The organism is Sorangium sp. So ce295, assembly GCF_051527405.1.
GTDB classification, from domain to species: domain Bacteria; phylum Myxococcota_A; class Polyangia; order Polyangiales; family Polyangiaceae; genus Sorangium; species Sorangium cellulosum_B.
In genome coordinates, this window is sequence record NZ_CP150324.1 from 4,149,221 (window position 1) to 4,171,923 (window position 22,703).

19 protein-coding genes are annotated in these 22,703 nt (G+C 72.6%); 12 read left to right on the forward strand and 7 right to left on the reverse strand.

The window, feature by feature from the left end:
• The first annotated feature begins 32 nt into the window (after positions 1 to 32).
• From WMF11_RS15775 to WMF11_RS15785, 3 genes are all read left to right on the forward strand, one after another.
• Positions 33 to 575, forward strand: a complete 543-nt coding sequence (locus WMF11_RS15775; protein ID WP_437909187.1) for a non-canonical purine NTP pyrophosphatase — start codon at positions 33 to 35, stop codon at positions 573 to 575.
• Positions 576 to 710: 135 nt separating this feature from the next.
• Complete coding sequence (locus WMF11_RS15780) at positions 711 to 1,748, forward strand: aldo/keto reductase (protein WP_437552681.1); 1,038 nt, start codon at positions 711 to 713, stop codon at positions 1,746 to 1,748.
• Between the two features lie 91 nt (positions 1,749 to 1,839).
• Entirely contained in the window at positions 1,840 to 2,592 is a 753-nt protein-coding gene (locus WMF11_RS15785) for an HAD-IB family phosphatase (RefSeq protein WP_437978034.1), read from the forward strand.
• Between the two features lie 76 nt (positions 2,593 to 2,668).
• Here WMF11_RS15785 and WMF11_RS15790 read toward each other — a convergent pair whose 3' ends face one another.
• The gene (locus WMF11_RS15790; RefSeq protein WP_437909189.1) at positions 2,669 to 3,145 is read right to left on the reverse strand and encodes a pyridoxamine 5'-phosphate oxidase family protein; all 477 of its coding nucleotides are present in this window, start codon (positions 3,143 to 3,145) and stop codon (positions 2,669 to 2,671) included.
• A gap of 382 nt (positions 3,146 to 3,527) precedes the next feature.
• Between WMF11_RS15790 and WMF11_RS15795 the strand changes: the two genes are divergently transcribed.
• A complete protein-coding gene (locus WMF11_RS15795) occupies positions 3,528 to 4,460 on the forward strand; it encodes a sensor histidine kinase (protein WP_437552684.1) in 933 nt (310 codons plus the stop codon).
• 16 nt (positions 4,461 to 4,476) lie between these two features.
• Here WMF11_RS15795 and hisH read toward each other — a convergent pair whose 3' ends face one another.
• Entirely contained in the window at positions 4,477 to 5,154 is a 678-nt protein-coding gene (hisH, locus tag WMF11_RS15800; RefSeq protein WP_437909190.1) for an imidazole glycerol phosphate synthase subunit HisH, read from the reverse strand.
• 3 nt (positions 5,155 to 5,157) lie between these two features.
• The gene (gene hisB, locus WMF11_RS15805) at positions 5,158 to 5,745 is read right to left on the reverse strand and encodes an imidazoleglycerol-phosphate dehydratase HisB (protein WP_437552686.1); all 588 of its coding nucleotides are present in this window, start codon (positions 5,743 to 5,745) and stop codon (positions 5,158 to 5,160) included.
• Between the two features lie 168 nt (positions 5,746 to 5,913).
• Between hisB and WMF11_RS15810 the strand changes: the two genes are divergently transcribed.
• The 4 genes from WMF11_RS15810 to WMF11_RS15825 all read left to right on the forward strand — a co-directional run bounded on the left by WMF11_RS15810 (position 5,914) and on the right by WMF11_RS15825 (position 11,149).
• The gene (locus WMF11_RS15810; RefSeq protein ID WP_437978035.1) at positions 5,914 to 7,533 is read left to right on the forward strand and encodes a serine/threonine-protein kinase; all 1,620 of its coding nucleotides are present in this window, start codon (positions 5,914 to 5,916) and stop codon (positions 7,531 to 7,533) included.
• Positions 7,530 to 8,624, forward strand: coding sequence for a PEGA domain-containing protein (locus tag WMF11_RS15815; protein ID WP_437978036.1), 1,095 nt, complete (start codon positions 7,530 to 7,532; stop codon positions 8,622 to 8,624). Before WMF11_RS15810 ends, WMF11_RS15815 begins: the two co-directional genes overlap by 4 nt.
• A complete protein-coding gene (locus tag WMF11_RS15820) occupies positions 8,621 to 9,529 on the forward strand; it encodes a hypothetical protein (RefSeq protein ID WP_437978037.1) in 909 nt (302 codons plus the stop codon). The genes WMF11_RS15815 and WMF11_RS15820 overlap by 4 nt, the downstream gene beginning before the upstream one ends.
• A gap of 771 nt (positions 9,530 to 10,300) precedes the next feature.
• A complete protein-coding gene (locus WMF11_RS15825) occupies positions 10,301 to 11,149 on the forward strand; it encodes a hypothetical protein (RefSeq protein ID WP_437978038.1) in 849 nt (282 codons plus the stop codon).
• A 67-nt stretch (positions 11,150 to 11,216) separates the two neighbouring features.
• On the opposite strand, the gene WMF11_RS15830 is transcribed toward WMF11_RS15825, so the two are convergent.
• The 4 genes from WMF11_RS15830 to WMF11_RS15845 all read right to left on the reverse strand — a co-directional run bounded on the left by WMF11_RS15830 (position 11,217) and on the right by WMF11_RS15845 (position 16,126).
• Complete coding sequence (locus tag WMF11_RS15830; RefSeq protein WP_437552691.1) at positions 11,217 to 11,759, reverse strand: nucleotidyltransferase; 543 nt, start codon at positions 11,757 to 11,759, stop codon at positions 11,217 to 11,219.
• A gap of 13 nt (positions 11,760 to 11,772) precedes the next feature.
• Positions 11,773 to 12,039, reverse strand: coding sequence for a hypothetical protein (locus WMF11_RS15835; RefSeq protein WP_437552692.1), 267 nt, complete (start codon positions 12,037 to 12,039; stop codon positions 11,773 to 11,775).
• Positions 12,040 to 12,173: 134 nt separating this feature from the next.
• On the reverse strand, positions 12,174 to 14,270 hold the full coding sequence (locus tag WMF11_RS15840; protein ID WP_437978039.1) for a thrombospondin type 3 repeat-containing protein: 2,097 nt from the start codon (positions 14,268 to 14,270) through the stop codon (positions 12,174 to 12,176).
• A 92-nt stretch (positions 14,271 to 14,362) separates the two neighbouring features.
• Complete coding sequence (locus WMF11_RS15845; protein WP_437909204.1) at positions 14,363 to 16,126, reverse strand: OmpA family protein; 1,764 nt, start codon at positions 16,124 to 16,126, stop codon at positions 14,363 to 14,365.
• 175 nt (positions 16,127 to 16,301) lie between these two features.
• On the opposite strand from WMF11_RS15845, the gene WMF11_RS15850 reads away from it, so the two are divergent.
• From WMF11_RS15850 to lon, 4 genes are all read left to right on the forward strand, one after another.
• Positions 16,302 to 17,312 (forward strand): PEGA domain-containing protein, encoded by a 1,011-nt coding sequence (locus tag WMF11_RS15850; RefSeq protein WP_437978040.1) that lies wholly within the window; start codon positions 16,302 to 16,304, stop codon positions 17,310 to 17,312.
• Positions 17,312 to 19,297 (forward strand): hypothetical protein, encoded by a 1,986-nt coding sequence (locus tag WMF11_RS15855; RefSeq protein ID WP_437978041.1) that lies wholly within the window; start codon positions 17,312 to 17,314, stop codon positions 19,295 to 19,297. Before WMF11_RS15850 ends, WMF11_RS15855 begins: the two co-directional genes overlap by 1 nt.
• Positions 19,298 to 19,373: 76 nt before the next feature.
• Positions 19,374 to 20,225 (forward strand): hypothetical protein, encoded by an 852-nt coding sequence (locus tag WMF11_RS15860; RefSeq protein ID WP_437978042.1) that lies wholly within the window; start codon positions 19,374 to 19,376, stop codon positions 20,223 to 20,225.
• A gap of 52 nt (positions 20,226 to 20,277) precedes the next feature.
• Complete coding sequence (gene lon / locus WMF11_RS15865) at positions 20,278 to 22,692, forward strand: endopeptidase La (RefSeq protein ID WP_437978043.1); 2,415 nt, start codon at positions 20,278 to 20,280, stop codon at positions 22,690 to 22,692.
• Positions 22,693 to 22,703: the final 11 nt, after the last annotated feature.

A 22,703-nucleotide genomic window follows, 5' to 3' on the forward strand; every position in this document is an offset into this window, starting at 1 on the left:
GACGGGTGAGGGGACGGGTGAGGGCGGTGGTCATGGTCTATTTCGTCTCGTCGAACCACCGCAAGATCGCGGACATGACGTATGTATGGAAGGACGCCCCGACGCCGCTCCGCGTCCTCCGGCTCGACGTGCCCCAGATCCTCTCCTCGGATCTCGACACCGTCGTTCGCGAGGAGGCCCTCGCCGCCTACCGGCTCTCCCTCGTGCCGCTCTTCGTCGAGCACGGCGGCCTCTTCATCGAGCACCTGAACGGCTTCCCGGGCCCGCTCGTGATGCCGTTCTGGGAGCGGCTGCAGGACCGGATTTGCTCCCTCATCCCACCGGGGCAGTCGCGCGCCGCGCACGTGGTCCAGAAGGTGTGTTATTGCGACGGCCGGACGCTGCGTGTCTACACGGGCCGCGTCCCCGGCGAGATCGCCGTCGAGCGGCGGGGAGACGAGGGCATCCACTGGGAGCCGATGTTCATCCCGGCCGGGCACACGCGCACGCTCGGGCAGATGCCGCGTGACGAGCGCCTCCGGTGCTCTGCGAGCGCGGAGGCGCTGCGGGCGTTCCGGTTCGATCTCGGCCTATGATCGCGGTGGCGCTTGACTTCCGGATCGCTTTGGAGTTCCTAACCGTCCACGACCGCGGCAAGGGGGCGAGAGCCTGATGTCCGGCGCTCCTCTCCCCCGCGCTGAGGTTGTCCCCATTTGGCGCGGAGGCGATTCATGGAGTTCAGACAGCTCGGCGGGTCAGGGTTCAAGGTACCGGTGCTGAGCCTCGGGACGGGGACGTTCGGTGGCTCCAACGAGTTCTTCCGGGGGTGGGGATCGAGCGACGTGGCCGAGGCGACTCGGCTGGTCGACGTCTCGCTCGAGGCCGGGATGAACATGTTCGATTCGGCCGACATCTACTCCGACGGGCTCGCCGAGGAGATCCTCGGCCATGCGATCAAGGGCAGGCGCGACAAGGTCATCATCTCCACGAAGGCGACCTTCCGGAGCGGCAAGGGCCCCAACGACGTCGGCTCGTCGCGGTATCATCTGATCCGGTCGATCGAGGGGAGCCTGCGCCGGCTACAGACGGATTATATCGATCTCTTTCAGCTGCACGGCTTCGACGCGGTCACGCCCCTCGAGGAGACGCTCGGCACGCTGGACGATCTCGTGCGAGCGGGGAAGATCCGCTACCTGGGTTGCTCGAATTTCTCCGGCTGGCACCTGATGAAGTCGCTCGCGGTGTCGGAGAAATATGGTCTCTCTCGGTACGTGGCGCACCAGGCGTATTATTCGCTCGTGGCGCGCGACTACGAGTGGGAGCTGATGCCGCTGGCGCTCGATCAGAAGGTCGGCGCGGTGGTCTGGAGCCCGCTGGGCTGGGGGCGGCTCACGGGGAAGATCCGGCGCGGGCAGCCGTTGCCCGAGGTCAGCCGGCTCCGGAACAAGCTGTCTACCGAGGGGGGGCCGCAGATCGACGACGAGTACCTCTATGGTGTGGTCGACGCGCTCGACGCGGTGGCGAAGGAGACGGGCAAGACCGTCCCGCAGATCGCGCTCAACTGGCTGCTGCAGCGGCCGAGCGTCGCGAACGTGATCATCGGCGCTCGCAACGAGGAGCAGCTTCGACAGAACCTCGGCGCCGTCGGCTGGAACCTCGCGCCAGAGCACATCGCGAAGCTGGACGCCGCGAGCAAGACGAAGCTGCCCTATCCCTACTTTCACCAGGCCGGGTTCAGCGAGCGCAATCCGTTCCCTGTCGCGCTCTGACGGTCGCGGCCTGGCCGCGACCGGCGGCTGATCCTGCGCGGAGGCCCGGCTCGGGGGCGCGCGCCGCGCCCTCGCCGTGGGAGGCGATCCCGTGGCGAGGGCCCGTCAGCGCAGCACGGCGGTGGCGTCCGGCGTGGCGGCGTGCAAATCAGCGGTCGTGCTCATTCTTTGCGACTTCGACGGGACCATCACCCGCGACGACCTGACGAACCGGGTCTGGGACGCCCACCTTCGCTATGACTGGCGGCAGGTGCTGCTCGCGCCTGCCGCCTCCGGCGAGCTCACGCCGTTCGAGCTCCTCCGCCGCGGCTACGCCGACGTGGATCGCCCGGCCGCCGAGCTCCTGGCCGAGCTGCGCCCGCACGCCGGGCTGCGGTCGGGCTTCGAGGATCTCCTGGCCCTGTGCGCCCGCCGGTCGTGGGTGTTCCACGTGATCAGCCACGGCTTGCCGTTCTACATCCGCGAGTTCCTGCCGCCCGGCACCGCGTTCTCTTGCTTCGATGCCGTCTTCGACGGGCGCTGGCGCGTGACCGTGCCGGAGACGGTGCCGCTCGGTCCCGGCGAGGACTTCAAGATCCGCGTGCTCGACCAAGTGAAGGCGGCCACCGGCGAGACCTCCACGGTCTACATCGGCGACGGCCGGCTCGATTACCCCGCGGCGCGGTGCTGCGATCGCGTGTTCGCGGTGCGGGACAGCGCCCTCGACGCGCTCTGCTCCCGCGACGGGACACCGTGCACATCCTTTGACAGCTTTGCCGAGATCTGCGCGGCGCTCGAGGGCGGCGGCACCCCTGACGGGGAGCGCGCGCAGCGCGCGGCCGACGCTACGCCGGCACCTGGCTGATCCATCCGAGGTTCATCCAGCCCAGGGACCCTCTCGCTTCGGGGTACGCCCGCTCGATCGCCGCCGCAGGCGCGGCTCAGATGTGCTTCGGCGGGTTCAGCTTGTCTTCCGCCGACCTCCGCTGGACGAGCGCCTTGGCCTTCTCGTAGAGGACCCGCAGCCGCCCGCCCTCGGGCTCCCAGTACTCGGCGCGCTCGACATAGAGCTTCAGGAGGGCGGCGTGAGGGTGGGTGGGGCCGGCCGGCAGCCACGCCTTCCACGAGGGCTTCCAGAGGCTCCGGATCTTCTCCTCGTTCCTCTCGATCGTCGCGCGCGCCGAGATCGAGACGTACGCCCGATCCCGCGGCCTGTAGCAGCAGACCGCCACCTGGTGCTCGCGGGCGATCTCGCCTGTCTTCGCCGCCTCGTCCTCCGTCACGAACCAGAGATCGCAGTCCATCAGCTCGGCCGGCTCCTGGATCTCCATCGGCCGCCCCCGCATCAGCCCCTCCGGGGTCATCGTGACGAGCATGGCGGTGTCGAACTCCCTGAGGAGCGCGTGCAGCTCGCTCATGGATCCGCGGACCTGGACCCGGGCCCCCGGCTCCACACTCCGGTGTTGCTCTCCACTCTGGTGTTGCATGCGGACAAAGCTGCTCCGCGGACCCTGGCCCGCAAGCAGGGGTGCGCCCTGACCCGTGTACTGCAGCAGCCTGGCGGCGCTCCGGTGTGACCCGAGGCGCCGCGCGCTGCAAAACGGTCCAGGCGGCTCGGCTCACCATCGCTGGTTTTTTGCGCAGTGGACGGCGCGATGCGACGCCTTGACGCGCGTCCGCTCGGCAGATGGGGCGCTCTCCTGCTGCCAGAAGTGCCAATCTGCGGGCCCTCCTGGGCGGCACACTCCATGCCTTCGCGGGCGCGGGGGCACACCACAACTCCGCCCAGCAGGCTCTGCCATGACCGCGTTTTTGGACGACTTCGACCCTCGTATCCCCGCTGTCCCGATCCGGGGCGACACCGCCCGGATCCGGGAGGATTTCCTCGTGCTCGCCGCGCACGAGATCAGGACGCCCGTGACCTCGCTCCTCCTGCAGCTCCAGCTGACGAAGCGGATGAGCCAGCAGGAGCCGGAGAAGACCCCCGCGTGGGCGGCGGCGATGCTGATCGTCTTCGACCGCCAGCTCGGCCGTCTCGCCCGGCTCTGCGACGACATGTTCCAGGCGAGGCACGGCGGCCTGGCCCACGGCGCCCCGACCCGTGAGCCCGTCGACCTCGTCGGGCTCATCCGCGAGGTGGTCGCGACGGCGGTCGCGCACCGGCCGGCCGCGTGCGGCGCCATCTCGGTCGCGGCCGAGGGCCCGGTGATCGGCTGGTGGGACCGGTCGCAGCTCGAGCGCATGGCGTTCCACCTGATCAAGAACGCGCTCACCTTCGGCGAGGGCAAGCCGATCTCGATCGAGGTGCGCGGGACGCGCGCGCGGGCGCGGCTCATCGTGCGCGACCACGGCATGGGGATCGCGCGGGAGGACCACGAGCGGATCTTCGCGCGCTTCGAGCGGGCCGTCCCGGTGGAGCGCTTCGGCGGCCTGGGGCTCGGCCTGTACATCGCGCACGTCGCGGCGCGCGCGCACGGCGGCGCGATCCGGGTCGAGAGCGAGCTCGGCTGCGGCGCGGCGTTCATCGTCGATCTCCCGCTCGCCCCGCGGCGGCCGCAGCGGGTGAGGGCGGCGCGGCGCTCCTCGTCGATCTCCTCGCCGATCCCCCCCTCGCGCCCGGCGCGGCCGCGGCGCGGGCGCGGCGTGGCGCGCGCGCCCGAGCTTCCCCTGGGCGCGCACCTCAAGCTCGCGCAGGTCAAGCAGGTGCACCAGCGCCTGCTGCGCCCGCACTGACGCGCGGGCGGGCGGGTCAGCCGTCCAGGAAGCGGGCGAGCAGGCGCAGGCCGGCGGCCTGGCTCTTCTCGGGGTGGAACTGCGTCGCGGTGACGTTGTCCCGCTCGATCGCGGCGGTGACGCGGTGCGGGCCGTGCTCCGTCGTCGCCGCGACCAGCGCGGGGTCGAGCGGGACGGCGTGGTAGCTGTGGACGAAGTAGACGAAGGGGCGCTCGCCCGCGAACACCGCGAGCGGGCCCTCTACCTCGCGCGCGAACGCGATGCGGTTCCAGCCCATGTGGGGGATCTTGATCCCGACCCAGGGCTCGCCGGGAGCCGCGTCCGCTTCGGCCGCGCTCGGCTGTGGGGTGAGGCGCTTGACGGTGCCGGGGAACACGCCGAGCCCGCGCGCGCCCTCCGCCTCCTCGCTCCCGTCGAAGAGCGCCTGCATGCCGAGGCAGATGCCGAGGTAGGGCGTCCCCTTCCGGATCTGCGCGCGCAGCGCCTCGCCGATGCCGCTCTGCAGCGCCGCGGCGCAGTCGCGGAAGGCGCCCTGGCCGGGCACCACCACCTTGTCGGCCCGGCCGATGATCTCCGGGTCGCCCGTGCGCGTCACCGCGCACGGCGCGCCGGCGTCCTCGGCGGCCTGGAGGAGCGCCCGCTCCACGGAGCGCAGGTTGCCCATCCCGAAATCGACGAGCGCGATGGCTTGCATGGCTCAGAGGCTCCCCTTGGTGGACGGGATGCCGGCGACGCGCGGCTCGATCCGGGTCGCCTTCATCAGCGCCTTGGCGAACGACTTGAAGCAGATCTCGACGATGTGGTGCAGGTTGTCCCCCTCGATGAGGCGGACATGGAGGTTCGCGCCGACGCCGCGCGCGAAGCCCTCGAAGAACACCGGGGCGAGCTCGACGTCCCAGGTGCCGAGCTTCGCCTTGGGCAGCGGCACGCGCCAGACGAAGTACGGCCTGCCGGAGAGGTCCAGCGCGCACTGCGCGAGCGCCTCATCCATGGGGAGGGTCGCCTCGCCGTAGCGGGCGATGCCCGCCTTGTCGCCGAGCGCCTTCTGCACGGCCGTACCCAGGGTGATGCCGCAGTCCTCGGTCGTGTGGTGGCCGTCGATCTCGACGTCGCCCTCGGCGTGGATGGTGAGATCGAACAGGCCGTGGCGGGCGATCTGATCGAGCATGTGCGTGAGGAAGGGGAGCGGCGTCTTGATCTCCGAGCGGCCCTGGCCGTCGAGATCGATCTCGATGCGGATGTCGGTCTCGCGCGTCTTGCGCTCGACACTGGCGATGCGGGGCATGGCGCGTAGGGTAGTCGCCCTCGGCCGCAAGGGAAGCGGCGTGATCCCGATCACGTGGCAGGTAGCGCGGCAATGGCCTTGGATGCGAGCGCCGGATCGCATAAGGTGGCCCCCTGGATAACGTGGCGGTGGTGGCGCCCTCGAGGCAGCCCCAGCGCGGGAGCGTCCGTGAGCTCACCGGTCACCGAAGGTCAAATTCTATCGGGGAAATACCGGGTCGAGCGCATCCTCGGGCAAGGGGGCATGGGCGTCGTCGTCGCCGCGCTGCACGAGAAGCTCCACCAGCGGGTCGCCATCAAGCTGCTCCATCCCGGCGCCAACGACGAGATGGTGGAGCGCTTCGTGCGCGAGGCGCGCGCGGCGGTGCGCCTGAAGAGCGAGCACGTCGCGCGCGTGCTCGACGTCGGGACGCTCGAGACGGGCGCGCCGTTCATGGTGATGGAGTACCTGGAGGGGAGCGACCTCCAGGAGACGCTGCGGCAGCGCGGCCCGCTCGATCTGGAGGAGGCCGTGGGCTACGTGCTCGAGGCCTGCGAGGCCATCGCCGAGGCGCACGCGGCCGGCATCATCCACCGCGATCTCAAGCCGGCGAACCTCTTCCTCACGCGCGCGGCGGACGGCACCGGCATGGTGAAGGTGCTCGACTTCGGCATCTCGAAGGCGCTCGCGGACCCGTCGACGGCCGGGGCCGAGCCGGAGCTCGGGCTGACGAAGACGGCGATGGTGCTCGGCTCGCCGCTCTACATGGCGCCCGAGCAGATGCGCTCGGCGCGCTCGGTCGACGCGCGCGCGGACATCTGGTCGCTCGGCGCCATCCTCTACCAGCTGCTCACGGCGCGTGTCCCCTTCGACGCGAGCTCGCTGTCCGAGCTCATCCTGATGATCAACACCGAGTCGCCGCCGCCCCCGACCACGTTCCGGCGCGACCTGCCGCCGGGCCTCGAGGCGGCGATCCTGCGCTGCCTCGAGAGGGACGTCGCGAAGCGCTTCAAGTCGGTCGCCGAGCTCGCGGGCGCCATCGTCGATTTCGGGCCTCCGCTCGCGCTGGCCTCGCTGGAGCGGATCGAGCGGACGCTGGGGCTCGTCCCCGCGGTCTCCTTCCGGGACCGGGCGAGCTCCGTGCGCGAGCGCATGAGCACGCCGCCCGCCTGGCAGACGTCGCAGGAGCGCGTGAGCGGCGTCCCCGCGGCGACCGCGCGGCACAGCGCGGCGCCGCCCGCCGGCGCGACGGCGGGCGGCGCGGTCGGCGCGGCCGGCCACACCGCTGGCGCGGCGGGCACCGCGCCCGGCTGGACGGCCGGGGGCGCCGCGCCCGGGCCGCGCTCGCGGAGCGGCGTCGTGCTCGCGCTGGCCGTGGTGGGCGTCGCCGTGGTGATCGGCGGGATCCTGCGCTTCGTCACGTTCCATGGCGGCGCGGACGCTCCTCCCGCCGACCCGTCGGCCGTGGCGGCGACCGCCTCCGCCGAGCCCTCGGCGCCCGCGACGCCGGCCCCGCCCCCGCCGGTCGCGCCTCCGGAGGTGACCGCGGAGCTGCAGCCGCCGGCGACCGCGGCGCCGTCAGCGACGGTGTCCCCGGTGTCGACCGCCGCGCCGGTGGCCACCGCGGCGCCGCTGTCGACCGCCGGGCCGAAGGCGCCGTCGAGCGCGGCGCCGGTCGCCACGAGCCCTCGGCCGAAGCCCACCGCCGCGCCCTCGGCCCCACCGGCCGCGACAGCCGCGCCGACCGGGACCGCCGCGCAGCCGGGGAGCATCTTCGATGTGCTGAACGACAAAGGTAAGCCCAGATGAGTTGGCCAGGAAGCGAACGGCTCCCGCTGTGGAGCAGCAGGAGCCGTCGTGTCGGCGCCGCGGTCGCGCTCGGCGGCGCCGTGCTGACGGCCCTCGCGCCCGCGGGGGCGCAGCCGGCGCCTGCGGGGGCGCAGCCGGCGCCTGCGGGGGCGCAGCCGGCGCCTGCCGCGGGCGCGCCTGCCGTCCAGGGGCCGCTGTCCGCGACGCTCACCGGCGAGGCGAAGGCCGAGTACGAGGCGGCGCGGATCCTCTTCAACGACGGCGACTACCGCAACGCCATCATCAAGTTCGAGCGTTCCTTCGAGCTCTCCGGCGACCCGCGGCTGCTCTGGAACATCGCCCTCTGCCAGAAGAACCTGAAGCGCTACGCGCGCCTCCTCGGGACGGTCGAGAAGCTCCTCAGGGACGCCGGCCCCCAGCTCGGGGAGCAGGATCGCAAGGACGCCGCTGCGCTCATCGAGGCGACGAAGGCCTACGTGAGCCGGCTCGATCTGAAGGCCAGCGAGGCGGGGGCCACGGTCTTCGTCGACGGCGAGGAGGTCGGCCAGACGCCGCTGAGCGAGCCCGTGCTGCTCGACGTCGGCACCCGGAAGATCCGGGTGACCAAGAAGGGCTTCAAGGACGTCGAGGTCTCCCAGCAGGTGACGGGCGGCGGCGAGGTCACGGTCACGGCCACGCTGGAGAAAGAGGTCCACCAGGGGCGGCTCATCGTCACGGCGGCGCCGGACGCCGTCATCTCCGTCGATGGTCGCGTGGTCGGCCGCGGCGGCTACGACGGTCCTGTGCCGAGCGGCGGTCACGCGCTCCGCGTCACGGCGTCCGGCATGGTGACGCACCAGTCCGAGGTGATGATCCAGGACAACCAGACGCGCCGCGTGCAGGTCACGCTGGTCCCGCAGCCCAAGCAGGGGAATGTCGAGACCTGGCTCTGGATCGGCGGCGGTGTGCTGGTGCTCGCGGGCGCGGTCCTGGTCGCCACGGGGGTCTTCGGCCCGGAGCCGCCGGTGGACGGCCGCACGTCGCCTGGCTCGGTCTCCCTGTCCCGGCAGGGCGGCGCCAAGTTCACGATCCCCTTCGGAGGTGGCCGATGAGCGCCGTCGCCCGGGCGGCGCTCGCCGCGTTCGTCGCTATCGCGGCCTGCGGGTGCTCTCCGCCGGACGAGATCATGCTCGCCGTCTCGACGGATCTCCGCATGCCCGAGGACTTCGGCGCTCTCCAGGTGCAGGTGTTCGAGGGCGGCACCCCCAAGTTCTCGGCGACCTACGAGCGGCTCGGCAAGGCCGACGCCGCCGCGCGTCTGCCGGCGACGATCGGTTTCTACTCCTCGAGCGGCGGGGGCGACTCGATCCGGATCAAGGTCAGCGCCCTCATCGGGGACGAGCTCGGCGCGATACGCATCCTGCGCGAGGCGGTCACGAGGATCCCGAAGAACCGCGTCGCGCTGCTGACGCTGCCGCTCAACTTCCTCTGCGACGACTCGGGCGAGAGCGACGGGACCGGCGGCGTTGTGAACAAGCACTGCTTGGAAGGGCAGACCTGCGTCGCGGGGGCGTGTGCGTCGAGCGAGGTCGATGCGGGCGCGCTCCCCGACTACGCGCCCGCGAACGTCTATGGTGGCGGCGACGGCGACGGCGACGGCGATTGCTTCGACGTGACGGCCTGCTTCCAGGGCACGACGCCTGCGGAGGTCGACGCGGCGTGCTCGATCGCGGGCGAGGCCGGGGTCCCGCTCAACGTGGCGCTGGAGACCGCGGCGGGCGACGGGATCTGCGATGACGCCGAACGTTGCCTTGTGGCGCTCGACGCCGGCAGCGCCGATGGCTTCCAGGTGGCGGAGGACGGGCGGATCCAGCTGCCGACCGCCGTCTGTGATCAGGTGGCCGCCGGCAGGATTGCGGCCGTCGTGACGTCGCCGGTGACGGCCGCCTGCGTCCAGAAGACCGTGGGCCTGCCGACGTGCGGGCCGTGGTCGGCGTCGGGCTCCGCGAAGCCGTGAAGTCGCCAGAAGACGCCAAAGAAACGCCAGAAGACGCCAAGAAACAACACAAAAATTCTGGCGTCTTCTGGCGTCTTCTGGCGTTTCTTGGCGTCTTTTGGCGACCTCACGGTTCAAAAGCCCCTACCCTTGGCCGAAGTACCCCTCCACCCACTCGAACGCTCGCCGTCCGGCGTTCCGGCAGGTCGAGATCTGGGAAAGCGGTCGATATCGATGTGCCGTCGAGAGCGTGACCTGACAGGACGCTTGTCGTCTGGCGTTCCGACAGGTTGCGATGTGGGAAAGCGGTCGATAGCGACATGCCGTCAAGGACGTGACCTGGGCTGACACTCGTCGTCCGGCGTTCCGGCAGATCGCGATCTGGGAGGACGCTCGAACTCGGGTGTCCCGTCGAGAACGTGACCTGAGCTGCCGCACGTCGTCAGGCGCTCGCCCAGATCGCGATCTGCCCGAGCGCCGGAGCTCGACGTGCCAGCAAGATCGCGATCTTCCCAGGACCTTGCTGCGAACGGGGTGCCCAGGTTCACACCCGGGCTTCCCTTCAAAATTACGCTGCGCGCCAGATCGGGGCCGCCTTCCCCTCGGCTCCTGTGAGCCTCGGCCCATGACGGGCGCCGGTCAGGGCTGTCACATCACGTCGATCACCCCGAGGCGCGCCTTGGGGCCGGGCTGCGCGCTCCGCGGTTGCTCCTGTAATCGGGTGTCATCGACAGGACACGAGACCGGCGCTTCCCTGGCACGGCGCGCTGTCCCCACGTGGAGGTCTGTCCCATGTTGAAACACCTGATGATCGAAGAGATGGTCGCCCTCGTCGCTCCGTGGATCGAGGATGCCCAGCGGAAGCGGCTGTTCCTGTCGATCCCGGAGATCGCCGGCCTGCACGACAAGGTGGCCGAGGTCCACGGCGCCGTGCTCGCGGTTCGCCCGAGCAGGACGGGCGTGTCGGCCGGGATGACGGCCTTGAGCGACGAGCTCTCGAAGGTCGACGAGCGCCACGATCACCTGGCCAAGGCGGTCTCGTACGGCATCGACGCGCACCGCGAGCACTGTCTGGCGGAGGAGCCGCCGGACGTCGGGGGGGCGGAGGCGTGTGATCAGGCCCAGGCCAGGCTGTTCCCGACCGGGCTCGCCATCATCAAGGCGTCGCCCACCGCGGAGTCGGGCAACACGGCGCGGATCGCCCGGCTCCTCGACGAGGAGCCCTCGACCGCCGCGTTCCTCAAGGCGATCCCGGCGCCGGGCAAGACGACGCTGCTCCACACCGTGCAGCGGTGGATCGCGTCGGGCAAGGAGCTCTCGACGATCGAGCACCGGCGGGACGCGCTCGCAGCCAAGGAGAAGACCGCGCCGGTCGTGAACGCGACGATCCTGGCGGCGCGCAATCAATGGCTCCGCGTCGTCGCCGCGGTGCTCTCCAACCTGGAGATCTCCAGCGCTCCGGCGGAAGCCATCGAGACGATCCGCGGCCCCGTCCTGAAGGCGTCCGAGCGAGCCGGCAGGCGCTACGCCGGCGGCAAGGCCGGGAGCGCCGGCGCCGAGGGGCCTCGCCAGCCGGCGGCAGCGGGGGAGGGGGGCGCCGCCGCCGGGGGCGCGCTCGGCGTCAGCCCGCCTGTGGAGTGACGCGGCTGGGCGGCGCATATCGCATGCGGAGGCCGCGCGCCGGGATCGAGCGCGGGCCGGCCTGCGGTCACTTCGCGCGAGCGCGCGTCACGCGTGGTCGACGGATCAGGCGCTCGAAACGACGGATCAGCTGGTCGTCGCCGAGCGCGACCTCGAGCTCGCCGAGCAGCTCGCGGACGCGTTCGAGGTCGAGGCGGGGCTGCTCGAGCAGCACCCCGCGCACGTCCTCCATGTCCTTGGGTCGGCCCGCCAGGACCTTGGTGACGATCAGGTCTTCCGGGCTGATCATCGGCACACGCACGCCCCCGACGTCGACGAGCCTCCGGCGCGCGAGGAACTCGAGGTGCAGGCTGGAGCCCGCGAGCACGACGTCGACGGGCATGGCGGTCGAGCGATGCACCAGCGGCAGCAGTCGAGCGTCGCGCAGGAAGTCCTCGCCGAGGGCGACCCGGAGGTCGAACCCGGCACGCGAGAGCTCGTCGACGAGCGTGAGCGTGCCCAGCTGCTCGATGGCAACGGTGACGTCGACGTCCGCGGTCATGCGGGGTCTCCCGTAGGCCACGGCTGCCTGGGCGCCGAAGACGTACCAGTCAAGGCGCCGCCTGCGCATCGCTGCGGCGAAGTCAGCGAGCAGCGCGACGGCGGCGGGGCGGGAGGCGATCGAGCGCTTCGAGGACGCGGAGGTGCGTGGCGAGGTCTTCTTCGCGCTCTCCGTCGCTCGGCCACGCTGGCCTTTGCGCGAGGACTTGCTTGCGGAGCTCATCGGCGATCCGGACTCCAGCGGCGGGGCCGTGCTGCTTCTTCCAGTCGCGCCAGTAGAGCTCCTTGTCGCGCTGGGCTGCCGCCCAGTCCTGGCGAGCGAACCGGCGAAGCTCGTCAGGGTCTCGCACCGCGCTCACCCTACCACGGCAGGCAGCGCGCGGTACCCACGGGGCCGGCAACGAGGGCCGCAGGCGCGTGTGGATCGGTGCATCGCGCGTGTGCGCCGGCGCCGATCTCGTGACGGACGGCCCGCCGGCGCGCGTCACCCGCGCCGCCGCCGCCACCGCGCGAGGAGCGCCGCGGCGGCGAGCCACGCCGCTGCCGAGCCCGCCGCCCCGTCGGCGCCCGCCGCGAGCCCGCAGCCGTTGCCGTGCGCCCGGGGGTCGCCGCGCAGCGGCCTGGGGGTGGCGCCCTCGCCGCCCGAGCCGTCCTCGCCGCCGTGGCCTCCGCCACCGCCCGCCCCGGCGTCGCCGCCGCCCGAGCCCGCGTCGCCGCCGCCCGAGCCCGCGTCGCCTCCGCCCGCACCGTCTTTGCCGCCCGCGCCGCCGCCTCCGCTGCCGGCGTCATCGGGCACGCAGCCGCCGGCCACGCAGGTGCCGCCGGGGCAGCGGGCGCCCTCGTTGGGGAAGAGCGCGCACTCGCCGTGCCTCGGGTGGCACTGCGCGGAGGTGCAGACGTCCCCGGAGGGCGCGCACACGACCGGATCGGCGCCCTTGCAGACGCCGCCGTCGCAGGCGTCGGTCCGGGTGCAGGGGTCGCCGTCGTCGCAGGGCGCGCCGTCGGGCTTCACCGGCGCGCTGCAGTCGCACGCGTCGCCGACGTGGTCGCCGTTCGCGTCCTCCTGCCCTTCGTTCGAGAGGAACGGGCAGTTGTCGTCGGCGTCGGGCGCGCCGTCGCCGTCGTCGTCGTCGTCGCACCGGTCGCCGTAGCCGTCGTCGTCGCCGTCGCTCTGGCTCGGGTTCGCCGTGAGCGGGCAGTTGTCGCCGTCGTCGGGCGCGCCGTCGCCGTCGTCGTCACCGTCGCACCCGTCGCCCTGGCCGTCGCGGTCGAGATCGGACTGGTCGGGGTTCGGGATGGAGAGGCAGTTGTCCACGCCGTCCTCCACGCCGTCGTCGTCCCTGTCCAGCGCGTTCAGATCGCACGCGTCGCCCCGGCCGTCCGTGTCGGCATCGGCCTGATCGGGGTTGGGGGCGAGCGGGCAGTTGTCGGCCTCGTCGCCCAGGCCGTCGTTGTCGTCGTCGTCGTCGCACGCGTCGCCGCTCTCGTCCGGCGGCGACTCGTCCTTGTTGTTCTCCTGCCCCGCGTTGGGCGCCGACGGGCAGTTGTCCACATCATCGGGCACGCCATCGCCGTCGTCGTCGGGATCGCAGGCGTCGCCCGCGCCGTCGCCCTCGAGGTCCGACTGATCGGGGTTCGGCGTGAGCGGGCAGCTGTCGTCGCCGTCGGGCACGCCGTCGCCGTCGTCGTCGGGATCGCAGGCGTCGCCCGCGCCGTCGCTGTCGGCGTCGGCCTGAGCCGGGTTCGGCGCGGACGGGCAGTTGTCGTCGAGGTCCTTCACGCCGTCGTCGTCGCCGTCGCCGTTCACGTCCCAGTTGACGACGAAGGCCCGCTCGGCCACCGACATCCCGGCGAGCGCCGGCGCCGGGAGCGCGTCCAGGTGGGCCGCACCCGCGTGGGAATCGGCCCGGCTCGCGCGCTGGCCGCCGAAGTGCATGACGACCCGCGTCTCTCCGGGCGGCAGGTTCAGGGTGAACTCGACGACGGGCCCCTGCGTCTCCGCGCAGTCGAAGGTGGCCATCCCGACGCTCCCCGGGGCGATCGCCGCGGAAGGCCCGTAGAAATTGAAGAAGAGGCTCGGATCCCCCGCCATGTCGTTGGCGTCGTCGGTGGCGAGCCATCGATCCGCCGGCGTGAACTCCAGATCGCCGGTGTGCGACTGCGTGATGGTGGTCGCGCGGTCGGATCCGACGTTCGTCTCGATCCGCACGACCGTTGCCCGCTCTCGGGCGGTGGGGTTGTGGAGGATCTCCAGGAAGCGCGCCCAGCCCTCGTCGGTCGGCACGTACACCTTCCGGGTGACCTCGAGCTCGCCGAGGAGCGCCGGCCCGTGGACGAACTGCCGCCCGTCCATCTCCTCCACCCGGGCCGAGGCAGGAAAGGCGACCCCGTCCACCCGAAGCAGCATGCCGCTGTCGAAGGCGTCATCGGTCCCGTCGCTGATCACCCCCTCCGTCCCGACGTCCCACCGGAAGCTGAGACCATCGACGAGCGCCTGGACGGGCCCTGTGACAGTGCACTGCGCCGCCGCGCTCCGCGGCGCCGCCGCGAGGGCCAGCGCGGCGCCGACTGCTGCGGCCATGAGGGTTCGCTTCATCATCATCACTCTCTCGCTCCCCGGGCCGCGCCTGACGGCTTGACCGCGCTCGTCAGCGCCCGGACGTCGCCCGCCGGCTATCTCTTCTCCAGGACGAGGAGCTGCACGCGCCGGTTCTTCTCCCGCCCGGCCGCGCTCCTGTCGTCCGAGATCGGCTGGCTCGCCCCGTATCCCTTCGCGACCAGCCGCTCGGCCGCGATGCCGTTCCCGACGAGCCACCGCCGCACGGCCTCCGCGCGAGCGGTCGAGAGCGTCTCGTTGAACCTGGCGTTGCCGGCGCCGTCCGTGTGCGCGGAGACCTCGATCTTCACCCACTCCGGGTGCTGCTCGATGACGTCGCGCACCTCGGCGAGCACCGCCTCGCTCTTCGGATCGATCGGCGCCGGGTCATTCTTCAGCACGCGGAACACGACGGGCTCCAGCAGCACGATCTGCTCGCCCTGCACCCGCACCCGCGTCGGGCAGCCGCTCGAGCGCGCGTCGCCGCTCGCCGGGCCCTTCTCGCGCGGGCACGCGTCGGCGTCGTCGGGCAGGCCGTCGCCGTCCTGGTCCGTGGGCTGGCGAGGAGCAGGGGGGCAGCCAGGCCGCGTCGCGCCGCCCGCTGCGTCGCCCTTCTCCGTCGGGCACGCGTCGAGCGCGTCGGGCAATCCGTCGCCGTCCTGGTCCGCGGGGCAGCCGCGCCGCGACGGGTCGCCGCCCCCGGAGCCCGCGGCCGCATGGGGGCAGAGGTCGTCTTGATCGGCGACGCCGTCCTCGTCCTCGTCCTCGACGGGACAGCCGTTCCTCTTCGCGTCGGCGCTGGCCGGGCCGTGAGCGTACGGGCACGCGTCCCGCGCGCCGGGGATGCCGTCCATGTCCGGATCCGCGTTCGCGTCCGCGCCCGCCGCCGCGCCGGCGGGCGGCGGCGCCGGGGGAGCCCACGCCACCGTCCCCATCGCGCGGAACGACGGCGTGCCGATCGCGTCGCCGATGCCCGGCCCGGCGGCCGCCCCGACGACGAGGCCAGCGAGGGGGCGGAACGGGCGGAACCGCGCGCCGAGCAGGAGCTCGGCGCTCGTCGTCCTCTCCACCTCGACCCGCTCGCGCGCGGTGAGCGACAGGGAGCCGCCCTGGAGCATCGTCTCGGCGACCACCTCCGGGCCGAGCTGCAGCCGCTCGTCCCAGAGGAGCACGCCCGCGCCGCCGCCATAAGCGAGCGTCGAGGGGCTCTCGGAGCTCCGCATCACCGCGCCGGCCGCGACGCTCCACACGACGCGCGCGACGCGCCCGCCGAGCAGGAGCTGCGGCGTGACGCGGACCGCGCCCTCGCCGACGTACGCGTCCGAGCTGCCCGTGGGCAGGTGCAGCGACGCGCTCGTGCCGATCTGGAAGGGGTCGCCCTCGTCGCCGAGCAGCCGGACGCGCACCCCGAGGCGCAGATCGCCGAGCGCCGGGGAAGAGGGCGCCTCGGGCGCGCCTGCGCCGGCCGCCGCGGCGGCGCCGTCGCCGCTCTGGGCGAGCGCGAGCGGCAGCGACGCCGAGACGAGCAGCCGATCCCACAGCGAGAGGGAGCCGCCGACGTGGAGGAGCGACTGGCTGCCGACGATCGCCCGCTCGGGCGAGGCGCCGCCTCCGAGCGTGAGCGGATCCTCCGCGTGGTCGAACAGCGCGAGCCCGCGCGGGACCAGGTGCCCTCCGATGAACGGCGACGGCACACCGAAGAGCGGATCACCCGCGGGTGTCGGCTCGAACCGGCTGAGCGCGACGGCGCCAGGCCCCTCCGCGCGCGCGGAGGACGGGCCGAGGGCGATGCCGATCAGCGCGCCCGCGAGCGCCGCGCCCACCGTGATGAAGCCTCTCATGGGCGCCGGATGGTATCCCCGCCACGGCGAGCGGAGCAAAGGCGATTTGTCCGAGACGTTTCCAACAGTTGCTCGTGCGGCGCGTGCATCGGATAGCATCGCGGTGATCCGAGGTGGAGCGTCGGAGAGTCGGAGCACGGCCATCGCGGTGTGCCTCCGCCAGCAAGGAGCATCGATGCGAGGGAAGCAGCTGGGCCATTGGGGGCGCGCCATCGCGGCCGCGCTCGGCGTGGGGCTCGCGGCAGGGGTCGCCGCGGCCCAGCCGGCGCGCTCCGCGCCCGCAGGGACGCCGCCCGCCGCGCCGCCGCCGGCGGAGACGCCGCTCGCGGAGTCGCTGACCGGGATGGCCAGGGCCGAGCACGGGGCGGGCGCGGCGCTGTTCGACGACGGCGACTACGCGGGCGCGCTCGCGCGGTACGAGCGCGCCTACGAGCTGTCGCGCGATCACCGGCTGCTCTGGAAGGTCGCGCTCTGCCAGAAGAACCTGCGGCGCTACGCGAAGATGATCGCGACGCTGCGCCGGATGGAGGCCGAGGCGGGCGCCGCGCTGTCGGCCCGCGACAAGCAGGACATCGCCGACCTGATCAAGGCGGCCGGGGCGTTCGTGTCCTTCCTCGAGATCACGTCGAGCGAGCCGGGGGCCGCGGTGTTCGTGGACGACGAGCCGGTCGGGACGACGCCGCTCGCGGCGCCGGTGCCGATCGACATCGGCGAGCGCCGCATCCGCGTGTCGAAGCCGGGCTTCGTCGATTTCGTCCGGCAGGAGAAGGTCGTGGGCGGCGACAGCGTCGCGCTCGTGGCGCGGCTCGACCGGACGGTGCACCGGGGGCGGCTCGCCATCGCCGCGGGGCAGGACGATCTCATCGCGATCGACGGCAAGGTGGTGGGCAAGGGCCGCTGGGAGGGCTCGGTGCAGAGCGGGACCCACGCGCTGCGGGTGACGGCGCCGGGGATGACGCCGCACGAGGCGCAGATCCTGGTCCGGGACGACGAGCGCCGCCGGATCGACGTGTCGCTGGAGCGCGCCGCGCAGCGGGGCGGCGCGAGCAAGTGGCTCTGGATCGGCGGCGGCGCGGCCATCTTCGCGGGCGCGCTCGTCGCGGGCTCGCTGCTCTTCGAGCCGGGGACGCCGGCGGAGCAGGGCAGCCTGGGCACGGTCCCGCTCGGCTTCGGAGGGAGACGTTGATGCGGATGAAACGGACGGCGCGTACGAAGCGGACGAAGCGGACGGGACCGATGTCGGCGGTGGTGTTGCTCTCGCTCGCGGCGGTGGCGGGGGGTTCGGCCTGCGGCGGGGAGAAGGGGCAGCTCATGGTCGTCTTCCAGACGGACATGTCGCTGCCGAAGGACATCGATACGGTCCGGATCGAGGCGACGCTCGACGGGTCCGTCGTCTACGACGAGACGTTCGAGCGGCTCGGGACCGAGGGGTCGATCCTGCTGCCGGCGACGCTGGGCTTCCTCACGCCCGACGACCCGTCGCAGGCGCTCCGGGTGCGCGTCATCGCGAGCCGCGGCGGCAAGGACGGGGTGCGCCTGCTCCGCGAGGTGCTGACGACCGTGCCCGAGGGGCGCACGGCGACGCTGCACATGCCCATCCAGTTCCTGTGCGACGGCTCGGCCGAGGTCGAGCGCGACGCGCAGGGCAACGCGCTGCGCGACGCGGAGGGCAACGTGCTCGTCAAGAACAGCTGCCCCGAGGGCCAGAGCTGCGTCGCGGGCTCGTGCGTGCCGCGCGAGGTCGACTCGCGCGAGCTGCCCGATTACGAGGCCGTGGCCGTGTTCGGCGGCGGGGCAGGCGACGGCGACGGGCTCTGCTTCGACACTCTGCGGTGCTTCGCCGCCGCCGCGTCGGCGCCGGTCGATCTCGAGGCGTTCGCCGCGGACGGCACCGTCTGCCGGGCCGCCGCGCCGAGCGGCGACGTGAACGTCGCGCTGCTCACCCAGGGCGGCGGGATCTGCGGCGAGAGCGCGTGTTTCGTGCCGCTCGACGCGGAGAGCGACGCGGGCTTCCGGGTGGAGGAGGGCAACGTGCTCCGGCTGCCGGTCGAGGTGTGCCGGCGGGCGCAGAGCGGCAAGCTCGCGGGGCTCGCGATCGCGGCGGCGGGCGAGGGGCAGTGCCGCAGGAAGGGCACGGATCTGCCGACGTGCGGCCCTTGGTCGGCGCTGCTGGGCGGCGAGTCCACGAGGCCTGACGCGTCGGCGCCGGTCCCCATCGCTGTGGCGCAGGTCCACCCTGTGTCGCTGCGGGTGGCGGGAGGCAGCGTGACGTGGATCGCGGGCGCGACGTTCGACGGGGAGGGGATGGCCCAGGAGGACGGGGAGCTGAAGACGGCGCCCGTCGGCGGCGGCGATCCGCGGATCCTCGGCGGGACGCAGGCCTCGCCGCGGGATCTCGCGATCGACGAGGCGCGGCAGGTGGCCTTCTGGACGAACGCGGAGGACGGCACGCTGAGCGTGGTCCCGCTCGCGGGCGGCGCGCCGCGCGTGCTGCTCGCCGATCTGGAGCAGCCCGAGGGGCTCGCGCTCTCGGGCGACGCGCTCGCGTGGACCGAGCTCTGGGGAGGCGGCGTGTTCCGGGCGCAGCTGAGCGGCAGCGGCGTGGAGGTCGCGCTCGGCGCGCCGGAGGACCTCACGCCGCCGGGCACGGCGTTCTCGTCGCCCTACCGCGTGGCCAGCGCGGGGGACACCGTGTGCTGGACGTACCAGGGCACGCTGGGCAGGACCGACGGCGCGGTGGCGTGCCGCGTGGGAGAGGCGACGGTGACGATCGCCGCGGAGCAGCTCACCCCGCGGGAGATCGCGCTCGACGTGGACGGGGAGGGGAACGCGGCGGCGGTCTACTGGGCGAGCTTCGAGGGCGGCAGCGTCTTCCGGTCGGATCTGAGCGGGGCGGAGGTCGGCGCGCCCGAGGAGATCGCCTCGGATCAGGGCCAGCTGAACGGCCTCGCGGTGGACGAGGGGCACGTGTACTGGACGCGGCGCGACGCGGGGACGGTCGTGCGCATGCCGAAGGGCGGCGGGGAGCAGGAGGTGCTGGCCTCGGGGCAGGCGCGGCCGGGCGACATCGCTGTGGACGAGGCGACCGTCTACTGGATCAACGAGGGATCGCCGGACGGCAGCGACGGCGCGCCGGTGAAGGACGGGGCGGTGCTGAAGCGCCCGAAGTGACGGGGACGGCGGCGAGCGCAGGGGGCGGCGCCGCGCCGTCTGCGCGCTCGCCGCCGCGTGTGCTATGGCGCGATCCGTGAAACGCACGGCGCTTCTCCTGCTCGCCCTCGCGCTCCCGGCGTGCGGTTCGAGCTACGCTCAGCAGGGCCCGAGCGACACGCTCCGGGCCTACGCGCAGGCGCTCCAGGAGGGGCGCGTCGACGCCGCCTACCGGCTGCTCTCGGACGAGGCCAAGCGGTCGATGTCGCTCGAGGCCTTCCGGCGCGCGGTGCGGGACAACCCGGACGACGCGCTCGAGATCGCCCGCGCCATCGCGCGGCCCGCGGCCGATCCGGTGGTGACCGCGACGGTCACCATGCCGAACGGCGAGGAGCTCCTGCTCGTCTTCGAGGGCGGCCGCTGGCGGCTCGACGCGGCGGCGGTCGATCTCTACGGTCAGGCGACGCCCCGGCAGGCCCTGGTGGGTTTCCTGCGGGCCTTCGAGCGCAGGCGCTACGACGTGATCATGCGCTACGTTCCCGACGCCGAGAAGGAGGGCCTCGTCGAGCCCGCGGGCGCCGCGCCCGATGAGGCAGGCGCGCCCGGCGAGGCGGGCTCCGCGCGCGCCGGCGGCGAGGGCCCGGCGCAGCCCGCCGGACCTGGAGCCGCGCCGCCCGGCGCGGGAGCTGACGCGGCGCAGAAGCCGGGCGGTCGACCCGGGACGGTCAAGGCCGCGGCCGACGCGGGGCAGCTCACGCCCGAGAAGCTGAAGAGCGCCTGGGAGGGGCCGCAGAAGGAGCAGATCAACCGGGTCGTCCAGGCGATCAAGGCGGCGCTGCCGACCGCGACCATCGAGGAGACCGGGGACAGCGCGTCCATGGCCTATGGCGCCGGCGGCACGGTCGCTTTCACGCGCGAGCACGGGGTCTGGAAGATCAAGGACTTCTAGCGGCGCGCCCGCGTCATGGCTTCGAGAAGAGCGCTGTACTAGGGTTGTCTGCATGCCGACCGGCGATCCTTCTTCGCGAACGCCCCCCTCGCCCGACGCGGATAGCGTCCCGATCCTCCCGCTGCGCAACTCGGTGCTGTTCCCGATGTCGGTCGTGCCGATCAACGTCGGCCGGCCGCGGAGCGTGCGCCTGGTCGAGGATCTCCTCGGCCGCGAGCGTGCGCTGGTGGGCGTGATCAGCCAGAGGTCGCCCGACGTGGACGAGCCGACGTTCAAGGAGCTCTACTCCGTCGGGACCGTCGCGCGCGTGGTGAAGGTCATCCGGCTCGGCCCGAACAACTACTCGGTCGTGCTGAACGGGCTCGGCCGCTTCCGGGTGAAGTCGGCGTTCTCGCTGGAGCCGTACATGCGCGCGCGGATCGAGCGCATCCCGGAGTCGCTCGTGCGCGACGTGGAGCTCGAGGCGCTCGGCGCGGGGCTGCGCGAGGCGACGCGCGAGGTGCTCGGCCTGATGCCGAACCTGCCGCGCGACACGGCGGGCATCCTCGACAACGTGCGCGAGCCGGGCGCGCTCGCCGATCTGATCGCCTCGAACTTCCCGCAGGCGCAGGCCTCGGTCGGCGACAAGCAGGAGATCCTCGAGGCGTTCGACGTGAAGGCGCGCGTCCGCCTCGTGCTCGCGATGGTCGGCCGCCAGCTCGAGGTGCTGCGGGTCAAGAAGGAGATCTCCTCCATGGTGCAGGAGGAGATGGGCAAGTCGCAGCGCGAGTACATCCTCCGGCAGCAGATGAAGTCGATCAAGGAGGAGCTCGGCGAGGGCGGCGACGACGACGAGATCGAGGAGCTCCGCGAGCGCATCCGGCGCGCCAAGGTGCCGGCGGAGGTCGACAAGGTGGTCCGCAAGCAGCTCAGCCGGCTGCGCTCGATGGCGCAGCAGTCGGCCGAGTTCAACGTGACCAAGACGTACCTCGAGTGGATCGCGGATCTGCCGTGGTCCAAGACGACGGTGGACAAGCTGAGCGTCGAGAGCGTGCGGCGCTGCCTCGACGAGGATCACCTCGGGCTGGAGAAGGTGAAGAAGCGGATCGTCGAGTACTCGGCGATCCGGCAGCTTCGCACGGACAAGAAGGGGCCGATCCTGCTCTTCATCGGGCCGCCCGGCGTCGGCAAGACGTCGCTCGGCAAGTCGATCGCGCGCAGCATGGGGCGCCGCTACGAGCGGATCGCGCTCGGCGGCGTGCGCGACGAGGCCGAGATCCGCGGGCACCGGCGCACCTACGTGGGCGCGCTGCCCGGGCGCATCCTGCAGGCGCTGAAGAAGGCGGGGACCAGGAACCCGGTGCTCGTGCTCGACGAGGTCGACAAGATGGGCGTCGATCTGCGGGGCGATCCGGCGGCGGCGCTCCTCGAGGTGCTCGATCCGGAGCAGAACTCGACGTTCCAGGACCACTACCTCGACCTGCCGTTCGATCTGTCGCAGGTGATGTTCCTCGCGACCGCGAACAACTGGGACGGGATCCCGGGGCCGCTCGTCGACCGCATGGAGGTCATCGAGGTGCCCGGCTACACGCGGACCGACAAGCTGGGGATCGCGCGGGAGTTCCTGGTGCCGAAGCAGCTGTCGGCGCACGGGCTCACGGACGAGCGCCTGGAGTTCACGGAGCCGGGCATCGAGGCGGTCGTCGACCACTACACGCGCGAGGCGGGCGTGCGCGGCCTGGAGCGGCAGATCGCGGCGGTGTGCCGCGCGACGGCGGTGAAGGTCGCCGAGGGCAACGACGTGCGCGAGGTGGCGACGCCCGAGCACGTGGAGCAGGTGCTCGGCCCGCACAAGCACCGCCCCGAGATCGCCGAGCGGACGCTCCAGCCCGGGGTCGCGACCGGCCTCGCGTGGACGCCGGCGGGCGGCGAGATCCTCTTCATCGAGGCGACGAAGATGCCGGGCAAGGGCAACGTGGTGCTCACCGGCAACATGCGGAACGTGATGCAGGAGTCGGCGAGCACGGCGGTGAGCTTCGTGCGCAGCAAGGCCGATCGGCTGCACCTCGATCCGGAGTGGCTCAAGGAGATCGATCTGCACGTGCACATCCCGCAGCACGGCACGCCGAAGGACGGGCCGAGCGCGGGCGTGACGATGTTCGCCGCGGTGGCGTCGCTGCTGCTCGGGGCGCCGGTGCGCAGCGACGTCGCGATGACGGGGGAGATCTCGCTGCGCGGGCGGGTGATGCCGGTCGGCGGGGTCAAGGAGAAGCTGCTCGCGGCCCACCGCGCCGGGATCCGGCACGTGCTCATCCCGACGAAGAACCGGCGCGACCTCGAGGACGTGCCGCAGGACGTCAAGGATCAGATCAAGATCACGATGGTGTCGTCGATGGAGGAGATCCTGCCGCTCGTGCTGGAGCCGCCGCGGCGCGCTCCGGCGCAGAGCGCGTCGCAGGAGGAGATCGAGGAGCAGGCGGGGGTGTAGCGGAGGGCGCT